Source organism: Herbidospora cretacea (assembly GCF_001570605.1).
Taxonomy (GTDB): domain Bacteria; phylum Actinomycetota; class Actinomycetes; order Streptosporangiales; family Streptosporangiaceae; genus Herbidospora; species Herbidospora cretacea.
In genome coordinates this window covers 1-19,707 of sequence record NZ_BBXG01000004.1, presented here as the reverse complement: position 1 = coordinate 19,707, position 19,707 = coordinate 1, and the positions used below count along the sequence as shown (strand labels likewise).

At 71.0% G+C, this 19,707-nt stretch carries 13 protein-coding genes; 7 read left to right on the top strand and 6 right to left on the bottom strand.

The window, feature by feature from the left end; translation table 11 throughout:
* Positions 1–19: 19 nt before the first annotated feature.
* From AW270_RS41745 to AW270_RS08215, 5 genes are all read right to left on the bottom strand, one after another.
* A complete protein-coding gene (locus tag AW270_RS41745; RefSeq protein WP_275477749.1) occupies positions 20–1,150 on the bottom strand; it encodes a lytic polysaccharide monooxygenase in 1,131 nt (376 codons plus the stop codon).
* A gap of 186 nt (positions 1,151–1,336) precedes the next feature.
* Entirely contained in the window at positions 1,337–1,771 is a 435-nt protein-coding gene (locus AW270_RS08230; RefSeq protein WP_061292464.1) for a cellulose binding domain-containing protein, read from the bottom strand.
* A gap of 111 nt (positions 1,772–1,882) precedes the next feature.
* On the bottom strand, positions 1,883–4,483 hold the full coding sequence (locus AW270_RS08225; protein WP_061292463.1) for a M14 family zinc carboxypeptidase: 2,601 nt from the start codon (positions 4,481–4,483) through the stop codon (positions 1,883–1,885).
* 80 nt (positions 4,484–4,563) lie between these two features.
* The gene (locus AW270_RS08220) at positions 4,564–5,727 is read right to left on the bottom strand and encodes a PrsW family intramembrane metalloprotease (protein ID WP_061292461.1); all 1,164 of its coding nucleotides are present in this window, start codon (positions 5,725–5,727) and stop codon (positions 4,564–4,566) included.
* Positions 5,728–5,775: 48 nt separating this feature from the next.
* Positions 5,776–6,699, bottom strand: coding sequence for a heme o synthase (locus AW270_RS08215; protein ID WP_061293455.1), 924 nt, complete (start codon positions 6,697–6,699; stop codon positions 5,776–5,778).
* A 259-nt stretch (positions 6,700–6,958) separates the two neighbouring features.
* On the opposite strand from AW270_RS08215, the gene tkt reads away from it, so the two are divergent.
* The 6 genes from tkt to pgl are packed head-to-tail and all read left to right on the top strand — an operon-like array spanning position 6,959 to position 15,134.
* On the top strand, positions 6,959–9,061 hold the full coding sequence (gene tkt / locus AW270_RS08210) for a transketolase (protein WP_061292459.1): 2,103 nt from the start codon (positions 6,959–6,961) through the stop codon (positions 9,059–9,061).
* Between the two features lie 2 nt (positions 9,062–9,063).
* Positions 9,064–10,170, top strand: a complete 1,107-nt coding sequence (gene tal / locus AW270_RS08205) for a transaldolase (protein WP_061292457.1) — start codon at positions 9,064–9,066, stop codon at positions 10,168–10,170.
* 3 nt (positions 10,171–10,173) lie between these two features.
* Positions 10,174–11,787, top strand: a complete 1,614-nt coding sequence (locus tag AW270_RS08200) for a phosphoglucose isomerase-related protein (RefSeq protein WP_061292455.1) — start codon at positions 10,174–10,176, stop codon at positions 11,785–11,787.
* 50 nt (positions 11,788–11,837) lie between these two features.
* Positions 11,838–13,445: a glucose-6-phosphate dehydrogenase gene (gene zwf, locus AW270_RS08195; RefSeq protein ID WP_082801451.1), complete on the top strand. Its 1,608-nt coding sequence runs from the start codon at positions 11,838–11,840 to the stop codon at positions 13,443–13,445.
* Positions 13,442–14,347: a glucose-6-phosphate dehydrogenase assembly protein OpcA gene (locus tag AW270_RS08190; protein WP_061292452.1), complete on the top strand. Its 906-nt coding sequence runs from the start codon at positions 13,442–13,444 to the stop codon at positions 14,345–14,347. Before zwf ends, AW270_RS08190 begins: the two co-directional genes overlap by 4 nt.
* Before the next feature lie 58 nt (positions 14,348–14,405).
* Positions 14,406–15,134: a 6-phosphogluconolactonase gene (gene pgl, locus AW270_RS08185; protein WP_061292450.1), complete on the top strand. Its 729-nt coding sequence runs from the start codon at positions 14,406–14,408 to the stop codon at positions 15,132–15,134.
* Between the two features lie 10 nt (positions 15,135–15,144).
* Here the strand turns inward: pgl and AW270_RS08180 are convergent, their stop codons facing one another.
* Positions 15,145–16,695 (bottom strand): aspartate aminotransferase family protein, encoded by a 1,551-nt coding sequence (locus AW270_RS08180; protein ID WP_061292449.1) that lies wholly within the window; start codon positions 16,693–16,695, stop codon positions 15,145–15,147.
* A gap of 307 nt (positions 16,696–17,002) precedes the next feature.
* Between AW270_RS08180 and AW270_RS08175 the strand changes: the two genes are divergently transcribed.
* A partial coding sequence (locus AW270_RS08175) for a type I polyketide synthase (protein WP_157521770.1) occupies positions 17,003–19,707 on the top strand: 2,705 nt, incomplete at its 3' end.

Sequence of the window (19,707 nt, the reverse complement as noted above, 5' to 3'; positions counted from 1 at the left end):
CGTGGCGGGCTTCCCGTGCCTAACGGCAGGTGCCGGGCGTGACGGTCGGGGTGCCGCTGCCGCTGAAATTGGACAGGAAGCCGATCGTGATCGTGCCGCCCGGCGGGATCGTGGTGTTCCATGCCAGCGGCCGGAACGTCAGCGTCGTCGAACTCTGCGTGTAAGCGGCGTTCCAGGCCGAGGTGACCGTGGTGCCGAAGGCGACGGTCGCGGTGGCCGTCCACGAGGAGATCGGGGTCGAGCCGGTGTTACGGATGATCACGCTGCCCTGGAAGCCGCTGTTCCAGGAGCTCGCGATGCCGGTCGTCACGGTGCACTGGCCCGAGGGATTGGGCGTCGGGCTGGGGCTGACCGGCGGGCACGACGGCGCCGGGGTGGCCGCCCCCGGCTCACATCCGCCCGGGAACGACGGGCTGGGGCTGGGGCTGACCGGCGGGCACGACGGCGCCGGGGTGGGCGCGCCGGGCTCGCACCCGGGGAACGACGGGCTGGGCGTGGGGCTGGCGGTGCCGCCGAAGACCACGTCGGAGCAGCTGTAGAAGGTCTCGGCGCTGTCGCTGCGGGTCCAGACGGCGTAGATGATGTGCCGGCCGGTGCGGACCGGGAGGGTGGCGGTCCAGCGGTAGGCGCCGTTGTCGAGCGCGGGCTGGGGGTCGGCGGTGAAGAAGGGCTGGTCCTCCATCATCGACCAGGTCAGCGGCTGGCTCGGGTCGTAGCCCTGCTTGGTGACGTAGAGGCGGAAGGCGCCGGGGTGGGGCACCCAGGCGCCGTAGACGAAGTTGTACCTGGCGCCCGAGGTCAGGTTGGTCGAGGGCCAGTCGGTGCGGGGCTGGTCATACGCGGCGTACTTGGTGTTGCCGCCGGAGCAGATCTGCCCGTCGGGGATGTAGCCGCGGGTGCGGCCCGCGCCGTCGGAGCGCAGCACGCCGTACCAGTCGTACAGGGGCTGGGTGCCGCCCTGGGCGACGGCGGCGGCGCAGGCGGGGTTCTTCGGGATGATCTGGCCGCCGCTCAGTCCGTCGACGTAGCAGGCGTAGGTGCGGCTGGCCGGATTGGTGGTGGCGCCGTGGGCCTGCGCCGACGGCGATGCGACGACCATCGCCACGAGTGCCGCCAAGGCGGCCACCACGGCGATCAGGGGTCGGGTCACGTTGCGGTCCTCTCGTTCGGGGGCATGCGTCGTACGCCCTCCGGAAAGACGGCCCACCCGGAGACAGGGGGCCCGATGACCTGCGTGACGATCCGGACGATGACAGCGGCCCGGCCGGGCCGTCGAGCGGACTGCCCGGCCCAGGGCGCTGACCTGGGGATATCCCTGAACGTTTCAGCCCTGGAATCAGCCGCAGTAGATGTCGGCGATGGTGGGGGCCTCTTTGGCGGCGCCCTTGAACCCGGCCACCTCGGTCGCACCGGGCTTGAGCACCTTGTTCCACTTCTCGGCGTGGATCATCACGGAGGGCCCGCTCTGCATCCACGTGCCGTTCCACGACTGGTTGATCTTCGCCTCCAGCGGGACGTTCCACTGGACGTACCAGTCGTTGATCGGAGCCGTCCCGGTGTTGGTGATCTTGGCCTCACCCTGGAAACCCCCAGGCCAGGTGGTGATCAGCTTCACTTCGGCGGTGCACTTGGCGGCCTCGACGGCAGGTGAGGGCGAGGGGTGGAAGTGGACCGGCTCGGCGGCGCTCACCCCCGTGATCCGCCAGACGACCAGGGCGGCCCCCGCGACGAGGGCGAGGGCGGCAAGGGCGGTGAGGGAGTTTCTCTTCAACGGGGGCCCTCCAGGCGCGACGGATCGACAGTCGTCACGTGGGTTCGGGCCCGCCGGAATTGAAACACGGCCCCCGGCCGGAGCGCCAGGGGCCGTGTTCGGTTCAGCGGGTCACTTCACGTCGGCAGCTGAGGACGACCAGTAGAGCGCCTTGGCCACCTGGGCGAACAGGCCCTTGGGGTGGTTGCGGAACATCGGCTCGGTGCCGAACATGACCACGGCCGCGCCGCGTTCGTCCCGGCCGCTCACCACGGCCGCCTGGCCACGGGCGGCGTCCTGGCCGCCGGTGCCGTTGGCGTTGGCCCGCCAGTGGCCGCTGACCAGCGGGCCGTCGGCCGCGTACGCCTGCTCGACGCGGACCTCCGGGCCGAGGCCGGTGAACCAGCGGGGCGAGTAGACGAACGAGTGGGCGGGGGCGTCGCCGCCGACCGCGCCACCGGGCGAGGTGACCTTCACCACGCCGTTGGCGTCGCCGCGCCCGGCGACCGGGGTCAGCGTGAGCAGCCCGGCGGCGGTGTTGAAGGCCGAGCCGGTGCTGCCCCGGGTGACCACGCCGCCCGTGGCCAGGTAGGCGTCCAGCGCGGCCTTCGCCTCGGCGGTGAGCTGGCCGTGGTTGAGGCCGCTGGAGACGAAGAGCACGTCGGTCGCGCTCCAGTCGAACCCGGCGTTCAGCACGGCCGTCGACACCGGCGTGACCTGGAAGCCCAGCTCACGCAGGGTGAACAGCTCGTCGGCCGAGACGGCGGCGGCGATCCGGACCTGGCCGAGCTTGATGCCCGTGGCCTTGTCCGCGACGCCGAAGTCGACGTCGTACTTGCGGGCGACGCCCTCGGCGGCGCGGCGGGCCGAGGCGGGGATCACGGCGGTGCCGTTGTCGGCCCAGGTGACCTGCACGCCCTGGCCGAGCAGCTCGTTCACGGCCTGGATCTCCCGGCCGTCGGTGATCCGCAGGGACAGCGGGCGGTTCGTCCCCGGCACGGAGCCGTCGAGGCCGGCCCGGTCGACGGGCCTGGAGTCGGCCCGCAGGGAACCGATCGTCTCGACGGTCGCGCCCCACAGGTGGGCCAGGCTCCAGCCGGAGATGTCGTACATGGAGTCGACGCGCGGGGTGATGTCGGCGCCCGGCTCCAGCATCACGTTGGCGATGCCGCGCTTGGGCTGGTGCATGTCGACGATGTAGGAGCCCTCGGGGTAGACCTTCCCGCCGGCGGCGAACGACCGCCTGGCCTGCTCCACCCGCACGTCGTTGGCGATCAGGTGGTCGACCAGGCGCGCGGCGGCGGTCGCCGAGCGCTGGTGGTCGCCCGCCGGGATCACGTAGGCGCGCGGGTAGGTGGTGTTGTAGACGTCCTCGGGGCCGAAGCCCGGCACGATGCCGATCGGCACGACCTTGGACTGCTCACCGGCGGCGCCCCGGCGGAACATCTCGATCTGGTCGGCGATCAGCTGGTCGTGGCGGTCCTGCACGAAGGTGTACGTCGACCGCATCACCGCCGCCGCGATGTCGGTGTTGATCCTGGAGCGCCGCTGGAGCTCCTCCACCGGGAGATTGGCGTAGTCGGCGTTGTTGACCCGCATCGGGAACTCGATGGTGTGGGAGGCCACCGCGCCCTGGAAGGGGGCGTACTGCGGGGTGAAGATCGGGGGCCAGTCGTCCCAGCCCTCGGCGTCGTCGCGGAACGGGATGGTCGGCGGGTTCACGCCGTCCTTCTCGGGCGTGTAGCCGAGGCCGAGCACGGCCTGCTCCATGCCGAGGCCGTTGGCGTAGGTGTTCTTGATGAACAGGTCGTACTCGTAGTTGGCGCCGTGCGGCGGGGTCGTCGGCTCGATGAGGGTGCCGTTGACGTAGCCGTGCAGGTCGATCATGGCGACCGGCTGGGTGTCGATCATGACCTGGCGCATCGCCTGGACCTCGGGCTGCGAGGCGGTGATGAAGTCGCGGTTCATGTCGAAGCCGGCGCCGTTGGCGCGGGTGTTGACGAACCGGCCGTCGGGGTTGGCGGTGACGTTGAAGTAGAGCCGGGTGCGGTTCAGCAGGTCGGCGATCTTCTTGTCGCCGCTGGTGGCCAGCTCCTCGATCACGCGCAGGGCGGCGTCGGTGCCCTCCCACTCGTTGCCGTGGATGTTGTTGTTGACGAACACCGGCGCCTTGTACTTCCCGGGCAGCTTCCGGTCCTTGGCGGCCTTGGCCGCGTCGTTCTCGATGCGGTCGCGGATCCGGTCCTGCTCGCGCGTCTGCTGCTTGCTCTCGGGCGCGGTGACCGTCACCAGGTAGAGGTCGCGGCCCTGGTGGGTCTTGGCGATGATCTCGACGCTGACGCGGTCGCTGCGGGCCTGCAGGGCGTTCAGCTTGCCCGCGATGGCGTGGTAGGGGGTCAGGCCGAGCTTGACGGAGGCGTCGGCCGGGTTCTCCGCCGGGACGGGAAGGCGGGTCTGGCGGGGGTAGCCGCGCTCCTTGTCCCGGAAGTCGCGGAAGAAGGGGTACTGCTTCAGCCGCTCGGCGGCGGCGGCCGGGGTCTCGGCGGTCAGGGCTCGTAAGGTGCCGGCGGTCTGCTCGGACAGGCCGGCCGCCTCATCGTTTCGCTCGGGACCGTTGCCGAAGTCGCGGGTGGTCACCCCGGGCGGCGGGGCCGGCTCGGCGGAGGCCGAACCCGTCGGGACGAGGAGCGTGGTCGCGACGGCGACGCTCAGGAGGGCGATGGGGGCACGCAACAGGGAACCTCCGTGTCGGTGGTGCGTGCCCTATTCCTAATGATCAAATGTCATATTTCACAAGGTCTCACAGGGAACTCTCAGTAATGCCAGGGCGGCGGGACGGCCACCCGGGGCTCCGGGACCGGGAACATGCCCCGCGAGTAGGCCATCAGGTCGGCCAGCGACCGCTGGGTCTTCAGGAAGTCGTCCTCCGAGACCCCGCCGCGCACCGCCCGCTCGTGGAGCAGCCCGAGCTCGGTCGCCGCGAGCTGGTAGTCGCTCATCGCCCGCTGACCGGGCCGCCCGCCGTGGGTGCGGGCCCACTTGCGGGCCTCGCGCCGGTGCTTGAGCGAGGAGAGCATGACGATGTCGGCGGCCGTGATCAGGCCGGTTCGCTCGTAGGGCGGCAGGTAGTGCTGGATCATGCCGACCACCCGCTTGCGGTCGCGCACGATGACCCACAGCTCCAGGAAGAGCAGCGCCATCAGGATCAGGTAGGCCACGATCAGCCCGTTGAAGCCGGAGAACGACGCGAAGCCGTTCCACAGGCCGTGGAGGATCATCGCGCCGATCCAGCCGAAGACCACCATCCACACGCCGCGCGCGCCCCGGTTCTGCGGCTGGGCGGCGTAGGCCACCGCGATCCCGATCAGCGAGGTGAACAGCGGGTGGGCGAAGGGCGAGAGCACCCCGCGCAGGACCACCGTGGCGGCCAGGCCCTCGGGGCCGTTCTCCGTCAGGGCCGCCAGGTAGTAGCTGACGTTCTCGGACATCGCGAAGCCGAGGCCGACCATGCTGGCGTAGATGATGCCGTCGGTCGGCCCGTCGAGCTCCTGCCGCCGGAAGCGCAGGAACCCCACCAGGACGAGCCCCTTCATCGACTCCTCGACGAGCGGGGCGCCGAAGGTGGCGACGTAGTTGCGGGCGCCCTCGGGGTCGCCCAGCGCGTTTTCCACATAGATCAGGTTGAGCGAGTTGAGCAGGCCGGCGAACAGCACCGCGATCCCGGCGCCCCACATGAAGGCGAAGACCAGGTTGCCGCGCGGCTCGGGCTCCATGCGGTCGAGCGCCAGCACGCCCGCCAGCAGCAGCGGCACGGGGGCGATCGCCGCCGCCAGGGCGATGAAGAACTGGACGGGATCGCCGTTGAGGATGTCGAAGGAGAACGACACCGTCGCGCAGATGCCCGCCAGCACGAGCCCGATGATGAGCCCGAAGGACGGGCGCCCCCTCAGCACCGACCGCGGATCCAGGCTCGCCATTCCGCGAGCGTAACCGAACCTCGACCCTCTGTCCGCTCAGGCGATCGGTCAGGCGATCAGGGAGTCGATCGCCACGGCCAGGAACAGCAGCGCCAGGTAGATGTTCGACCAGTGGAAGAACCGCATCGGCCGCAGGTCGACGCCGGTCTTGCCGGCCCGCAGGCGGTGCCGCAGGGCGTACACCTCGAAGATGCACGCGGCGCCCAGCACGGCCGCGACGGCGGGGTAGAACAGCGAGGTCCCGGCCACCGGCCACAGCAGCAGCGAGCACGCCACGGTCGCCCACGTGTACCAGATGACCTGCTTCACGACGACGGCCTCGGTGGCCACCGTCGGCAGCATGGGCACCTTCGCGGCGGCGTAGTCGTCGCGGTAGCGCATCGCGAGGGTCCAGGTGTGCGGCGGCGTCCAGAAGAACACCACGCCGAACAGCACGACCGGGGCCCAGGCCATGCCGCCGGTGATGCCGGCCCAGCCGATGAGCACGGGCATGCAGCCGGCGATCCCGCCCCAGACGATGTTCTGCGACGTGCGCCGCTTCAGGAACATCGAGTAGAAGAGGACGTAGAAGAGGATCGCCCCCAAGGAGAGGGCGGCGGCCAGCCAGTTGACGGTCAGGCCGAGCCCCAGCGTGGAAGCCGCGCCCAAAATCACGCCAAAGGTGAGCGCGCCCCGGGGGGACACCGTGTGGCGGGCCAGCGGGCGGCGCCGGGTGCGGCGCATCACCTCGTCGATGTCGCGGTCGATGTAGCAGTTCAGCGCGTTGGCGCTGCCCGCCGACAGGGTGCCGAACACCATGGTGTTGATCGCCAGCCACAGGTCGGGAAGGCCCTTGGCGGCGAGGAACATGACCGGCAGCGTGGTGATCAGGAGCAGCTCGATGATCCGCGGCTTGGTCAGCGCTATGTAGGCACGGATGACCTCGCCTGCGCCGCGGCGAACCGCGGCGGGGGCCATCGCTTCGTTCTTCATGAGCACCGTCAAGGCGCTTCCAGCACGTGCGGGGTCAACGCGTAACCTCGGGATTAGAGCGGGATCTCCGGGCAGTGGCCGGAACTAGGGAAATCACTGTAGTGGGACGAGGCCGTGGTCCCTGAATCGGGGCTGCTCACCCACCTCCTGATCGTTAGGGGGGTGGGCTACCAGACGGTACGCACGCCCACCCGTTAGGGTCCCGTGTGGGCGGGAACGCCTGAACCGCGTGAGTAAGAAACAAGAGGGGATCGAGCGAGTGAGCAGTGCGGGTCTTGAGTGGAGCGACCTCGATCGACAGGCCGTCGACGTGGTGCGCGCCCTGGCGATGGACGCTGTCGAGAAGGCGGGCTCGGGACACCCCGGAACGGCGATGAGCCTGGCTCCCGCCGCCTACCTGCTGTTCCAGAAGACGATGCGGCACGACCCAACCGATTCCCACTGGGTGGGCCGTGACCGATTTGTACTGTCCTGTGGGCATTCCAGCCTCACACTTTATATCCAGCTTTTCATGTCCGGTTACGGCCTGAGCCTGGAAGACATCCGGGGCCTGCGCCAGTGGGACAGCCTGACCCCCGCCCACCCCGAACACGGCCACACGCTCGGCGTCGAGACCACCACCGGCCCGCTCGGCCAGGGCATCGGCAACGCCGTCGGCATGGCCATGGCGGCCCGCCGCGAGCGCGGCCTCTACGACCCCGACGCCGCCCCCGGCACCTCGCCCTTCGACCACCACATCTGGTGCGTGGCCTCCGAGGGCGACATCGAGGAGGGCATCAGCCACGAGGCCAGCGCCCTGGCCGCCCACCAGCGCCTGGGCAACCTGACCGTGGTCTTCGACTCCAACCACATCTCCATCGAGGACGACACCCAGATCGCCCTCTCCGAGGACGTCGTCGCCCGCTACGAGGCCTACGGCTGGCACACCCAGACCGTCGACTGGACCGCCACCGGCGAATACGTGGAGGACGTCGCCGCCCTCCACGCCGCCCTGGAGGCCGCCCGCGCGGAGACCGACCGCCCCTCGTTCATCCGGCTGCGCACGATCATCGGCTGGCCGGCCCCCAACAAGCAGAACACCGGCAAGATCCACGGCTCGGCGCTGGGCGCCGACGAGGTCGCCGCCACCAAGAAGGTCCTGGGCATGGACCCCTCCGAGCACTTCGCGGTGCCCGAGGCCGTGCTGGCCCACACCCGCCAGGTCGCCGAGCGCGGCCGGGCCGCCCACGCCGAGTGGGAGAAGGGCTACCAGGACTGGCGCGCCGCCAACCCCGAGCGGGCCGCCCTGCTCGACCGGCTGAGCGTGCGCGAGCTGCCCACCGGCTGGACCGAGGCGCTGCCGACCTTCGAGGCCGGCGGCTCCGTGGCCACCCGCAAGGCCTCCGGCGAGGTGCTGAGCGCCCTGGCGCCGGTGCTGCCCGAGCTGTGGGGCGGCTCGGCCGACCTGGCCGAGTCGAACAACACCACGATGAAGGGCGAGCCGTCGTTCATCCCCGAGGAGTTCCAGACCAAGGAGTTCCCCGGCGGGCCCTACGGCCGCACCCTCCACTTCGGCATCCGCGAACACGGCATGGGCGCGATCCTCAACGGCATCGCGCTGCACGGCGGCACCCGCCCCTACGGCGGCACCTTCCTGGTCTTCAGCGACTACATGCGCCCGGCGGTCCGCCTGGCCGCGCTGATGAAGCTGCCGGTCACCTACGTCTGGACGCACGACTCCATCGGCCTCGGCGAAGACGGCCCGACCCACCAGCCGGTCGAGCACCTGTGGTCGCTGCGCGCCATCCCCGGCCTCGACGTGGTCCGCCCCGCCGACGCCAACGAGACCGCCGCCGCCTGGCGCGTCATCCTGGAGCACAACGACCGCCCGGCCGCCCTGGCGCTGACCCGGCAGAACCTGCCCGTCTACGCCGGCACCGGCGACGCCGCCAAGGTCGCCAAGGGCGGTTACGTCCTGGAGGACGCCTCCAACGGCCAGCCGCAGGTGGTCATCATCGGCACCGGCAGCGAGGTGGAGATCGCCCTCGGCGCCCGCGCGCTGCTGGAGGAGCAGGGCTTCCCGACGCGCGTCGTCTCGATGCCGTGCGTCGAGTGGTTCCACGCTCAGGACGCCGCCTACCGGCAGGAGGTCCTGCCCCCGAATGTTCACGCGAGGGTCGCCGTGGAGGCGGGAATCGCGCTGGGCTGGCGGGAGTTCGTAGGGGACGATGGCGTCGTGGTGAGCCTGGAGCACTTCGGGGCATCCGCCCCCTACAAGACCCTCTACGAGCAGTTCGGCCTCACTGCGGAGCGCGTGGCCGCGGCGGCGAAGGCCTCGCTCGCCAAGACCGGCGCCGACAAGGGCGAGACGACGGGAAACTGACTATGAGTGAGAACCTCTCCAAGCTGACCGGATTCGGCGTGTCGATCTGGCTCGACGACATCAGCCGCGAGCGCCTGCGCACGGGCAACCTGGGCGACCTGATCCGCGACAAGAACGTCACCGGGGTCACCTCCAACCCCACGATCTTCGCCTCGGCGCTGAGCAAGGGCGACGCCTACGACACCCAGCTCCACGACCTGGCGGTCCGCAAGGTCTCGGTCGACGAGGCCGTCCGCGCGATCACCACGTTCGACATCCGCTGGGCCGCCGACGTGCTGCGCCCGGTCTACGACGCCACCTCCGGCGTCGACGGCCGGGTCTCCATCGAGGTCGACCCCCGCCTGGCCCGCGAGACCGAGGCGACCATCGCCGAGGCCCGCGCCCTGTGGTGGCTCATCGACCGGCCCAACCTGTTCATCAAGATCCCGGCGACCCTGGAGGGCCTGCCCGCGATCACCGCGGCCATCGCCGAGGGCATCAGCGTCAACGTCACGCTGATCTTCTCCCTGGAGCGCTACCGCGCGGTCATGGACGCCTGGCTCGACGGCCTGGAGCAGGCCAAGGCCAAGGGCCTCGACCTGTCCCAGATCGAGTCGGTCGCCTCGTTCTTCGTCAGCCGCGTCGACAGCGAGATCGACGCCCGGCTCGACAAGATCGGCACTCCCGAGGCGCTGGAGCTCAAGGGCAAGGCCGCCGTGGCCAACGCCCGCCTGGCCTACGCCGCCTTCGAGGAGATCGTCAACACCCCGCGCTGGCAGGAGCTGCGCGCGGCCGGGGCGCGTCCCCAGCGCCCGCTGTGGGCCTCCACGGGCACCAAGAGCCCCGACTACCCCGACACCCTCTACGTCGACGAGCTCGTCACCGCCGGCACCGTCAACACGATGCCGGAGAAGACGCTGAACGCCGTGGCCGACCACGGGCGCATCTCGGGCGACACGATCCGCCCGTTCTACGAGGCCGCCTGGAACGCCATGGCCGCCCTGAAGAACGTCGGCATCGACTACGACGACGTCGTGAAGGTGCTGGAGGAGGAGGGCGTCGACAAGTTCGCCGTCTCGTGGAAAGAACTGCTGGAGACCGTCACCACCGAGCTGGGGAAGGCCCGATAACTCATGACGGTAGAGGTGACCCTGGGTCACGCGGCTGAGGCCGCGGCGGCCGTCAAGGACAAGCTGGTCGCAGAGGGAGTGCCGGCCGCTCTCGCGGCGGGCGACTCGACCCTCTGGGGGCCGGAGGCGCAGACCGAGGCGGCCATCCGCCTGGGCTGGCTGACCCTGCCCACCACCAGCCGGGAGCTGCTTCCCGAGCTGACCAAGCTGGTGGAGAAGGTGCGGGCCGAGGGGCTCGACCACGTCGTGCTGGCCGGAATGGGCGGCTCGTCGCTGGCGCCCGAGGTCATCTGCGCGACCGAGGACGTGCCGCTGACCGTGCTCGACACCACCGACCCCGGCCAGGTGCTGCGCGCCCTGGGCGACCGGCTGGAGAACACGGTCGTGGTGGTCGCGTCCAAGAGCGGCGGCACCGTCGAGACCGACAGCCACCGCCGGATCTACGAGAAGGCCTTCCGCGACGCCGGGATCGACCCGGCCGACCGGATCGTCGTCGTGACCGACCCGGGTTCACCTCTGGAGAAGACCGCCGCGGAGCTGGGTTACCAGGTCTTCCTGGCCGACCCCAACGTCGGCGGGCGTTACAGCGCGCTCAGCGCGTTCGGCCTGGTGCCGAGCGCGCTGGCCGGCGCCGACGTCGTGAAGCTGCTCGACGACGCCGCCGAGCTCGCTCCGTCGCTGGCCCTCGACGAGGGCAATCCCGGTCTCGACCTGGGCGCGCTTCTGGGCGCCCAGGCCCTGGCCGGCCGTGACAAGCTGATCCTGCGCGACGCGCTGTCCGACATCACCGGGCTGCCCGACTGGATCGAGCAGCTCATCGCCGAGTCGACCGGCAAGTCGGGCAAGGGCATCCTGCCCGTCGTCGGCGCCGAGTCGGCCGAGGGCCACGACCAGTTCGCGGTGGACATCGGCCCGGAGGGCGACGTCCACGTCGACGGTCCGCTGGGCGCGCAGTTCCTGCTCTGGGAGTACGCCACCGCGATCGCCGGCCGCGCGCTGGAGATCGACCCCTTCAACCAGCCCAACGTGGCCGAGTCGAAGGAGAACACCGCCAAGATCCTGGCGGCCGAGCCGCATGTGGCCTACCCGGCGCTGGTCGACGGGCCGGTCGAGGTCTACGGCGACATCGGTGAGAACTGTGACAATCTCGCCGACGTGCTGACCTGGGTGCTGCGGGAGATCCCTGACAACGGCTACCTCGCGATCATGGCCTACCTCGACCGGGAGGCGGCCTTCGACGCCGCCGTGCTCGGCGGCGCCGACTTCGAGCAGACGACCGAGGCGTGGGCGCGGGCCGACGTCGCGACGCTGCGCAACCTGCTCGACTACCGCACCGACCACGCCGTCACCTTCGGGTGGGGCCCCCGGTTCCTCCACTCGACCGGGCAGTACCACAAGGGCGGTCCGCAGGTAGGGGTGTTCCTGCAGATCACCGGCGTCAATAATGTCGATGTGGAGGTCCCCGGCAGGCCCTACGGCCTGGCCGAGCTCCAGCTCGCGCAGGCGCTGGGCGACCTCGGGGCGCTCCAGTCGCGGGGCCGCCCGACCGTGCGCCTCCACCTGACCGACCGGCGGGCGGGCGTCGCCCATCTGCTCTCGGTCGCCGAGGAGCTCTGACCGGATGCATGAGATCAAAACGGAGCCGTCGCACAGGAGGGCGCCGAATGATGTCTGAAAACGAGCCCGCCACTCTCGCGGACGAGACCCAGGTCTCCACCGCCGCCGTGGCCGAGGTCGCGGTCACCGACCAGACCATCGCCGAGAACCCGCTGCGCGACCCCCGGGACAAGCGGCTGCCCCGGGTGGCCGGCCCGTGCGTCCTGGTGCTGTTCGGCGTCACGGGCGACCTGGCCAAGCGCAAGCTGCTGCCGGCCATCTACGACCTGGGCAACCGCGGCCTGCTGCCGCCCGGCTTCTCGCTGGTCGGCTTCGCCCGGCGTGACTGGGCCCACGAGGACTTCGCCAACGTCACCTACGAGGCCGTCAAGGAGCACGCCCGGACCCCGTTCCGGGAGGAGGTCTGGAAGCAGATCTCCGAGGGCATCCACTTCTGCCCCGGCGAGTTCCACGACGACGGCGCGTTCGACTGCCTGGCGATGATGCTGAAGGAGATCGACGAGACCCGGGGCACGGGCGGCAACTACGCCTTCTACCTCTCGGTCCCGCCGAAGTTCTTCCCGACGGTCGTCGAGCAGCTCAAGCGCACCGGCCTGGCGCAGCACCCCGACGGTTCGTGGCGGCGCGTGGTGATCGAGAAGCCGTTCGGCCACGACCTGGAGAGCGCCCAGGACCTCAACCGCATCACCAGCGCGGTCTTCCCGGAGAGCTCGGTCTTCCGGATCGACCACTACCTGGGCAAGGAGACGGTCCAGAACATCCTGGCGCTGCGCTTCGCCAACAACCTCTACGAGCCCATCTGGAACCGCAGCTTCGTCGACCACGTGCAGATCACGATGGCCGAGGACATCGGCATCGGTTCGCGGGCGGGCTACTACGACGGCATCGGCGCGGCCCGCGACGTCATCCAGAACCACCTGCTCCAGCTCCTGGCGCTGGTCGCGATGGAGGACCCCACGTCCTTCGACGCCAACTCGCTGCGCCGCGAGAAGGAGAAGGTCCTCAAGGCGGTCCGGCTGCCCGACGACCTGTCCACCGGCGCCATCCGGGGTCAGTACACCGCGGGCTGGCAGGGCGGTGACAAGGTCATCGGCTACCTGGAGGAGGACGGCATCCCGTCCGACTCGCTGACCGACACCTACGCCGCGATCAAGCTCGAAGTGGCCAACCGCCGCTGGGCCGGGGTGCCGTTCTACCTGCGCGCGGGCAAGCGCCTGGGCCGCCGGGTGACCGAGGTCGCCGTGGTGTTCCAGCGGGCGCCGCACCTGCCGTTCAGCAAGGACGACACCGAGATCCTCGGCCAGAACGCCCTGGTCATCCGCGTCCAGCCCGACGAGGGCATCACGGTGCGGTTCGGGTCGAAGGTGCCCGGCACGGCCATGGAGGTCCGCGACGTGTCCATGGACTTCGCCTACGGCGAGTCGTTCATGGAGAGCAGCCCCGAGGCCTACGAGCGGCTGCTGCTCGACGTGCTGATCGGCGACCCGCCGCTGTTCCCGCACCAGCGGGAGGTGGAGCTGTCCTGGCAGATCCTCGACCCGATCGAGGAGTACTGGGCCACCCACGGCCGTCCCGAGGGCTACCCGGCCGGGACCTGGGGTCCCGCGGGCGCCGACGAGATGCTCGCCCGTGACGGACGTGTCTGGAGGCGGCTGTGACCAGCTTCAACCTGACCGCGACCACCGCGTCGAAGATCAGCTCCGCGCTGACCAAGCTCCGCCACCAGATGGGCGCCCCCGCGGTCGGGATGGTGCTCACGCTGGTGGTGGTCTCCGACGAGGCCGGCCAGTACGACTCCGTCCGGGCCGCCACCGACGCCGCGCGGGAGCACCCGTCGCGGATCCTCGTGGTGATCCGGCGCGACCCCCGGGAGCCCGACCGGCTCGACGCGGAACTGCGCGTCGGCGAGTCGTCGCCCGGCGAGGTCGTCATCCTGCGCCTCTACGGCGAGCTGACCCAGCACGCCGAGTCGGTGCTCAGCCCGCTGCTGCTGACCGACACCCCGGTGGTGGTCTGGTGGCCGGCCGACGGCCCGTCCGTCCCGGCCAAGGACCCGATCGGCCACCTGGCCACCCGGCGGATCGTCGACGCCCGCACCGCCAACGACAGCGCCAAGGTCATCGCGTCGCGGTGGCACGGCTACGTCCCCGGCGACACCGACCTGTCCTGGACCCGGCTCACGTCGTGGCGCTCGCTCCTGGCGGCCGCCTTCGACCAGCCGCTCGGCCCGGTGACGGGCGGCGTGGTGGAGGCCACGGCCGGACACCCCAGCGCCTACCTGCTGGCGTCCTGGCTGTCCGACCGCCTCGGCACCGAGGTCGCCGTCGCCGAGTCGAACGGGCCGGGCCTCACCGCCGTGCGGCTGTCGCTGGCCAAGGGCGGCGAGCTCACCCTGACCCGCGGCGACGCGCGGCTGGCGACCCTGTCGCGGCCGGGCCAGCCCGACCGGAACGTCGCCCTGGCGCGGCGCACCGACTCGGAGCTGCTGTCGGAGGAGCTGCGGCGGCTCGACCCCGACGAGATCTACGCGGGCGCGCTGAAGCACCTCGCCGGGAGTTAAGATCGTCAACCGCCCGTCTCCCTGGAGACGGGCGGTTTCTCATTTACGGAGGTACGTCGTGAGCGCAGAACCCACCGTCGTGGTGCACCGGGACCCGGGCGTGCTGGCCGAGGCCGTGGCGGCCCGGTTGATCACCCGGCTGGCCGACGTCCAGGCGGCGCGAGGTTCGGCGTCGGTGGTCCTGACCGGCGGGACGATCGGCATCGCCACACTGGCCGCCGTCGCCGCCTCCCCGGCCCGCGAGGCGGTCGACTGGCGCTCCGTGGACGTCTGGTGGGGCGACGAGCGGTTCGTCCCGGCCGATTCCCCCGACCGCAACGAGAAGCAGGCCCGCGAGGCGCTCCTGGACGCCGTCGACCTCGACCCCAAGCGGGTCCATCCGATGGCGGCCTCCGACTCCGGCCTGACGCCGGAGGAGGCGGCGGAGCGGTACGCCGCGAACCTGGGGTCGGCGCCGGAGTTCGACGTGCTGATGCTGGGCATGGGGCCCGACTCCCACGTGGCGTCGCTGTTCCCGGGTCACCCCGCCCTCCACGTGTCCGACCGGACGGCCGTGGCCGTCCACGACTCCCCCAAGCCGCCGCCCACGCGCGTCTCGCTGACCTTCCCGGCGATCCGGGCCGCCCGGGAGGTGTGGGTGATCGCCTCCGGCGCCGAGAAGGCCGCGGCGGTGCGCCTCGGGCTGACTGGTGACCCGCTGTCGGCTCCGGCGGCGGGCGCGCGGGGCGTCGAGAGGACCCTGTTCCTCCTCGACCGCGCCGCCGCCGCCGAGCTCCCCGGCCGGTGACGAGCAGGCCTCAGCCGAGCAGGGTCTTGCCGTCCTCGGCCCGGATCAGGGTGATCAGGGCGCGCAGGCCCCTCTCCGTGCGGGCGATCTCCTCGTCGGTGATGAAGATGGACGGTTCGAAGCGCAGGGTGCTGGTGGCACTGGCGGTGGGGAAGACCCGCATGTTGTGCTCGCGCAGGAGGTAGCCGGAGAACATGTAGCCGATCAGACCGCCCCTGGCCTGCTCTGCGAGGATTTCGGAGGCCGAATCGGACAGGTCGTGGAACTCCAGGCCCATCATCAGCCCCTTGCCCCGGACGTCCTTGACGACGTCGCCGAACTCCTCGCGCAGCGCGCCCAGCATGGCGAGCAGCTTGTCGCCCCGCTCGGCCGCCTGCCGGTACGCCGCGCCGCCGTCGGCTTCCAGCAGCTCCACGGCGCGCAGGGCGATGAGGGTGGAGAGGCTGTCCTTGGCGAACGTCGAGGTGTGCACCAGCTCGAAGTCGCTGCGGTAGCGCGACGACCGGATCAGCGTGACCGCCGCCTTGGCGATACCCCCGCCCAGGCTCTTCGCCAGGGTGATGTAGTCGCCGCGCAGTCCCAGATGTGACGCGGCGAAGAACGCGCCGGAGCGACCCATACCGCTCTGCACCTCGTCCACGATGACCGGGATGTCGGCGGCGTCGAGCAGCTCACGCACGCGGGCGAGGGCGTCGACGTCCAGGATGCGGATGCCGGCCTCACCCTGGATGGGCTCCAGCACGAACGCGCTGATCACCGGCAGCGGACGCTCGACGACCCGGATGACGTCGCCGTCGACGGCGAGGTCGAGCAGGGTCCGGCTCTCGGCGGCGATCGTGTCCGAGATGACGTCGGGCCGGTCGAGGGGCACGAACCGGCACGGCGCGGCCATGGCGATGAACGGTGTGCGGTAGGCGACGTTGTGGGTGAGCTGGATGCTGCCCGCGAGCTTGCCGTGGAAGGAGCCCACGGGGGCCAGGTAGACCGGCGGCGTGGCGGCGCGCTCGGCGTTGGCGGCGCGCAGGGCGGCGACGACCTCGTCGATGTCCGACCCGCGCGGGGGGGACGCGGCCACGGTCGCGCCGGAGGCCGCCGCCGCGACGGCGGCCTCGATGTGGGCTTCGACCTCGGCGAGCGCCTCACCGATCTTGTACACGCGGTCCATCTCGGCGTGCTTGATGGCGACCTCGTTGGCCTCGGCCCCGCTGTTGGCGAAGATCACCGCGTAGTTCTCGTCGGTGCCGAACTCGCGGTGCGCGATGGTGTTCAGCGTCCAGGCGAGATTGTTCGCATAAGGATGCCGGGAAAACTGCGCGTGGATTGGGGTGTCGCCGTCCAGCAGCGATTTCGTGTACTCGATGAGCTGAGGGTTGTTGTGCCCGAGAATGGTCGACCCATAACCGCCGACGAGGTCGAGCACCTCAATCTCGGCGCCACCGGCGTCGCGGTAGTACAGGGAGTCCTTCTTCGACCTGGTGTATTCGACACCGAGTCCCAGAGATGCCAGCCAGGCGAACATGTACGGCTCGGCCAGCTCGGGCTTGTCGGCCACTGGATTCATTCTTCGTCCCCTGTCCACGTGAGGTTCTCGGAGGCGACGGTAACCAACGCCCGGTGAATCACGGCCTATGTCTGGTCTAGCCCCGGTAATAGCCGGTGCTACGGCCGGCAGGAAGAATCTCTGTCGGTGATTTACCGGACGTACTCCGGGATCGTGTTCACGAAAACCCGGTAATCGACGTTCAATCATGCCCTTACCGGCGGAAGACCGGCAGTGGGTCGTAAACCGCCCGCCGTGGCTAATGTCATACGGGTTTGGGTTGGGATAACCCGTCCGGTTTCCGGCAAGCGAAGGGCAGCCGATTTCCATGACGAGTGGTCAGCAATTCCACGGCACTCAAGAAGACGACGCGATCGCGGTCGTCGGAATGTCCTGCCTGCTACCAGGGGCGCCTGACATCGCCGCGTTCTGGGACCTCCTGCGGTCCGGGCGAGACGCGCTGACCGACATGCCGGAGAATCGCTGGGAACCGATTTCCGCCGACGCGGGCGACCCGGTGCGCAGAGGCGGCTTCCTCGACTCGATAGCCGACTTCGACGCCGCCTTCTTCGGGATCTCGCCACGCGAAGCGCGGGTCATGGACCCGCAGCAGCGCCTGCTGCTGGAGTTGGCCTGGTCCGCGCTGGAGGACGCCGGAATCGTCGCCGCCGACCTGGAGGGCAGCCCGACCTCGGTCTACGTCGGCACCGCACGCGAGGACTACGCCGCTCTGGTCTACCGCCAGGGCTCGCCCGCGATCACCCAGCACACCAACGCCGGCGTGCACCGCGGCGTCATCGCCAACCGGATCTCCTACGCCCTCGGTCTGCGCGGCGCGAGCCTGACCGTCGACACCAGCCAGTCGTCGTCGCTGGTCGCGGTGCACCTGGCCTGCGAGTCCCTGCGCTCGGGGGACTCCGCACTGGCGCTGGCCGCAGGCGTGAACCTCAACATCCTGGCCGAGACCGTGCTCGGCGCCGAGCGGTTCGGCGGGCTGTCCCCCGACGGCCGCTGCCACACCTTCGACGCCAAGGCCAACGGCTACGCGCGCGGCGAGGGGGCCGCCGTGGTCGTGCTCAAGCCGCTGCGGACGGCCATCGCCGACGGCGACCGGGTGCACGGCGTGCTGCTGGGCAGCGCGGTCAACAACGACGGCGCGACCTCCGGTCTGACGGTGCCGAGCGCGCTCGCACAGGAGCAGGTGGTGCGGGCGGCGCACCGCAGAGCGGGCGTGTCCCCCGACGACGTGCAGTACGTCGAGCTGCACGGGACCGGCACCCCGGTGGGCGACCCGATCGAGGCCACCGCGCTGGGAGCGTCGATCGGCACGCTCAAGCAGTCAGGCGACCCGCTGGTCGTCGGCTCGGTGAAGACCAACATCGGCCACCTGGAGGCCGCGGCGGGCATCACCGGCCTGGTGAAGACCGTGCTGGCGATCAGCAACCGGGAGCTGCCCGCGAGCCTCAACCACGAGACGCCGAACCCGGCCATCCCCTTCGACGAGCTGAACATCTCCGTCGTCACGAGCCACTCCCCCTGGCCGCACCCGGACCGCCGACTCGTCGCGGGGGTCAGTTCCTTCGGCATGGGTGGCACCAACTGCCACGTCGTCGTCGCGGAGGCGCCGGCCGCCGAACCCGCCGAGCCCGGCGGTCCCGGCGGTCCCGGTGTCGCGGCGCCGCTGCCGGTGGTCGTCTCCGGCCGCACCCCGCAGGCGCTCCGCGCGCAGGCCGAACGGCTCAGGGCCGCCGTCGAGGCGGGCGACGCCGACGTCGCGTCCGTCGGCTGGTCCGCCCTGACCACGCGCACCCGGTTCCCCCACCGCGCCGCCGTCGTCGCCGCGGACCGCGAGGAGCTGATCGCCGGTCTGCACGCGCTGGCGGCCGGCGTCCCTTCCGCCGGGCTCGTCACCGGCGTCACGTCGGGAGGCGCGACGGCGGCCGTGTTCACCGGTCAGGGCGCCCAGCGGGCCGGCATGGGCATGGAGCTGCACGCGGCGTTCCCGGTCTACGCGCGGTCTTTCGACGAGGTCGCGGCGCTCATCGACCCGCATCTGGACCGTCCCCTGCGCGAGGTGATCGAGAGCGGGGCGGACCTGGACCAGACCGGCTACACCCAGCCCGCGCTGTTCGCGGTCGAGGTGGCGCTGTTCCGGCTGTTCGAGTCGTGGGACCTGCGACCGGACTTCGTGATGGGTCATTCCGTCGGCGAGATCGCCGCCGCGCACGTCGCGGGCGTGCTGTCCCTGCCCGACGCCGCCGCACTCGTCTCGGCACGCGGGCGCCTGATGCAGGCGCTGCCCGGCGGCGGCGCGATGGTGGCCGTGGGGGCGACGGAGCGGCAGGTCGCCGAGTACCTGACCGGCACCGTGGCGCTCGCCGCCGTCAACGGCCCGGACGCGGTCGTGATCTCCGGTGACGAGGACGCGGTGCTGCACGCGGCTGAGCGGCTGCGGCAGGCCGGGCACAAGACCAAGCGGCTCCCGGTGAGCCACGCCTTCCACTCCCACCGCATGGACGCGATGCTCGACGCCTTCCGCGATGTCGTGTCCGGCCTGGAGTTCCGCCCGCCGCGGATCACGGTGGTCTCCACGGTGACCGGGCAGGTCGCCCCCGCCGAACTGCTGGCGTCCCCGGAGTACTGGGTGGAGCAGGTCCGCGCGACCGTCCGCTTCAGCGACGCCGCGCGCGCCCTGGAGGCGGCGGGGGTGCGCACGGTCGTCGAGTTCGGCCCGGACGACGTGTGCTCGGCCCTGGTCGCCGACAGCGTCGCCGACCGGTCGGCGGTGCGGGCGGGGTCGGTGCTGCGCAAGGGCAGGCCGGAGGCCCGTACCGTCATGGCCGCGGTGTCCCGGCTGGCCGTGTCCGGGGTCGAGTTGACGTGGGACTCGATCTTCGCGGGCACGGGGGCCCGCCGGCTCGACCTGCCCACCTACGCCTTCCAGCGCGAGCACCACTGGGTCACCGACGGCGCCGACGGCACGGCCGACGGCGCGGCCGACGGCGCCGCCCCCGCCGCGCCGCGAGTCAGCCG

Excerpts from the sequence above, each read along its gene's own strand:
- AW270_RS08220 (WP_061292461.1), bottom strand. The coding sequence starts at position 5,727 with ATGGCGAGCCTGGATCCGCGGTCGGTGCTGAGGGGGCGCCCGTCCTTC.
- AW270_RS08215 (WP_061293455.1), bottom strand. The coding sequence starts at position 6,699 with ATGAAGAACGAAGCGATGGCCCCCGCCGCGGTTCGCCGCGGCGCAGGC.
- tal (WP_061292457.1), top strand. The coding sequence starts at position 9,064 with ATGAGTGAGAACCTCTCCAAGCTGACCGGATTCGGCGTGTCGATCTGG.
- AW270_RS08200 (WP_061292455.1), top strand. The coding sequence starts at position 10,174 with ATGACGGTAGAGGTGACCCTGGGTCACGCGGCTGAGGCCGCGGCGGCC.
- zwf (WP_082801451.1), top strand. The coding sequence starts at position 11,838 with ATGTCTGAAAACGAGCCCGCCACTCTCGCGGACGAGACCCAGGTCTCC.
- AW270_RS08180 (WP_061292449.1), bottom strand. The coding sequence starts at position 16,695 with ATGAATCCAGTGGCCGACAAGCCCGAGCTGGCCGAGCCGTACATGTTC.